General features: G+C 62.7%; 2 protein-coding genes. One reads left to right on the top strand and one right to left on the bottom strand.

Annotation, left to right across the window (positions count from 1 at the left end; genetic code table 11):
* Positions 1-263: 263 nt before the first annotated feature.
* Positions 264-761, top strand: coding sequence for an SH3 domain-containing protein (locus VSX60_RS22665; RefSeq protein ID WP_442873140.1), 498 nt, complete (start codon positions 264-266; stop codon positions 759-761).
* 184 nt (positions 762-945) lie between these two features.
* Here VSX60_RS22665 and VSX60_RS22140 read toward each other — a convergent pair whose 3' ends face one another.
* A complete protein-coding gene (locus VSX60_RS22140; RefSeq protein WP_327626397.1) occupies positions 946-2,439 on the bottom strand; it encodes a pyridoxal phosphate-dependent decarboxylase family protein in 1,494 nt (497 codons plus the stop codon).
* Positions 2,440-2,795: the final 356 nt, after the last annotated feature.

The raw sequence follows: 2,795 nt of genomic DNA, 5'->3' as shown, positions 1-2,795 counted from the left end.
CCGGCCGGAATCAACGACGAAAGCGAAATAGCGGTCGGCATGTGGCCGTTCTCCTCTTCGGAAAATCGCCATACGGCCCCTCAACTGCATCGGGATTGAGTCAGTCCCAACATTCCAAGCGAAATGGGGGGCACGGTTCGAAGCGATTTGACAGTGGAGGAAAAACTCAGTGGCAGGTCAAGAGGCACCCCATGACTGGGCAACCATACATCTGGCGTTCAGGCAAGCCGCTGTAGGGTGCGGCGCGATACCGGGAGGCCAGGATGACTAAATGGATGGCGCTGCTCGTTCTAGCTGCCCTCAGCTTATTTGGGCTAATCGGGCTGGCAACGGCTCAGGTCGTTCCTGGAGAGGAACATTGCGTCGTTAATGTTCGCTCCGATGACCGCCTGAACATGCGCGAACGTCCGAGGGCCGACGCCCCTATTGCTGCTCGAAAGCGTTACGGAGAGTGCGGAATTTTGGTCACTGGTCCCTGTCGGGGCAGTTGGTGTCCCGTCGAAGACGGCCACTCGCTAGGATGGGTGCAAAAGCGATATATCTCGATGGTCTCGCCGGCCATGTATTGCGTCACCGGTGTGGCGCGGGGAGACACCTTGAATCTCCGGGCATGGCCATCACCTCAGTCCCGCGTTCTTGCTCAGCTATCCCGTCGGACGTGTGGCATCGCGCTCCTGCCGTATGCGACGGGTTCGTGGCAGAAAGTTCGAATCGACGGCAGGCAGGGCTGGGCTAACCGCAGGTATCTCAGCGGCGAGTAGGACGCTCCACACCCCCGTCATGGCGGATGAAGGTCACGTTGGAGCCGACTGGGCGCACAGGTTCTGATCAATGCACGTTAGTATTAGCTCGGACCGGCGATGGCACCCCCGAAGGGCTTGCAGACAACAGCGTCGCCTGCATTGATCCATTCGTCCTTGTTCGGAGACCCACAGCGCGTGAAGTTCAGGGGCGTTCAAGAACGGCCTCGCCAATCAGCGCCGCCCCCTGGCGTCCAACCTCGTCGATGAGGATATTCAGATCTGCGCGGGTCGTTCGGTGATTGTTGATTGCGGCGCGCAGGCAATGGCGGCCTTGCACCGTCGTGTCGGATACCGCAGCAACGCCAGCTTCCTGCATCCGAACCATGATTTCGGTGTTCAGCTTCTTGAGTGCCGGCTCGGTCAGCCCACCCGGGTCGTATCGAAAGCAGACGATGTTGATGGCGGTCGGAAAACAGATGCTGAGATCGGGGGTGGCTGTGATCCGTTCCGTCAGATAGTGCGCATGGGCGAGATCCTGATCGATCAGGCGGCCAAATTTGGCGACGCCATGTTCCTCAAGCGCCATCCACACCTTGAGCGCACGAAACCCGCGCGATGTCTGAAGGCCGAAGTCGTTCAACCAGGCCCCTGAAGCGATGCCGCGCGGTGCGTTTTCCAGATACTCCGGCGTCAGCGTGAAGCTCCCGAAATGTGCATCGGCATCCCGGACCAGGGCGCAGCCCACCTCAAACGGGGCGTGGAGCCATTTGTGCGGGTCGAGCGCGATGGAATCGGCCCGCGCGATCCCGCGCACCAGCGCCTTCCCCTCGGGCGCGATGGCAAGAAGCGCGCCGATGCAGCCGTCCACATGCAGCCACAGCCCGTCTTCGGCGCAGAGATCTGCAATCGCCTCCAGATCGTCGATAGCACCGGTATTGACCGTGCCAGCGGTCGCGATCACGCAGGCGGGCTGGGCCCCTGCCGCCCTGTCTTCGGCGATGGCGGTGCGAAGGGCTGAAACGTCCATCCGGCAGGCCGCGTCCGTGGGTACGCGGCAGAGCGCCCGGTTGCCCATCCCCATCGCCTCGAGGGCGATCTGGTGACACGAGTGGATCTGGTCGGAGCCGTAGAACCGCATGGGTTCCTTCAGCGCACCCACGCCCAGTTCGCGCAGGTCGATACCGGACATCCGGTTGCGCGCCACGGTCAACCCGATCAGGTTGGCCATCGACCCGCCCGAGACCAGCGTGCCGCTGGCCTCGGGCGGGTAGCCCATCATCTCCTTCAACCAATTGACGACCTGCTTGTCGATCTCCGCAGCGGCATGATCGCCTCCGCCCAGATTCGAGCCAAGAATGGCTGCAAGGAAGTCTCCCAGCGCGCCAGTGAAGTTGCTCGCCCCCATGTACCACATCCAGAAGCGCGGATGGATTTTGCCCATCGGGTAGGGCAGCATGTTTGTGACGAGATCGTCGTAGACCTCCGCCAGCGGCCGGCCCTCCTGCGGCACCGGGCTGCGGAACTGTGCGCGTACCTCGGGCGGCATGTCCTGCCAAAGAGGGCGTTCGCGAACGTCGCGGATATAGTCGACCGCGTCGTCAACGACGCGTCGGGCAAGGACGCGAAGCACTTCCCAATCCGCAGGGTCGAGGGTTTCCTCCCGGGCAGACTTCGCTTCTTTCGCGATCGTATCCATTGCTCGTTTCCCAAGCTGAAATATGTCGCCCACATGGGTGACCATCAGGACGCCTCAGGACCGCCGCACCACCAGCGTCGCCGCAATAGGCGGCAATGCGTCGCCCGACACGGTACGCGCGTCGCTGATCGCCTCGCCGCCGGCCACCTCGTGGGTAAGCACGCACCGGCCGCCCGCCGCCGTCTACTCGGCGGCCATCTGGAAACCGGGGGTCGAACGCGACAACGCCGTTTCTTCCTCGGTCATATCCTCGGGGATCGACTCGAACAGCGGCGTTGACATGTAGCGTTCGCCCGTGTCGGGCAGCATGCAGAGGATGACGGTCCCCGGCTCGGCCCGTTCGGCGATCTTCATGG

It is taken from the genome of Aurantimonas sp. A3-2-R12 (genome assembly GCF_036016755.1).
Lineage (GTDB): Bacteria > Pseudomonadota > Alphaproteobacteria > Rhizobiales > Rhizobiaceae > Aurantimonas > Aurantimonas coralicida_A.
Note: the sequence above shows the minus strand (reverse complement) of the source record. Positions and strands in the feature narration are given on the sequence as shown.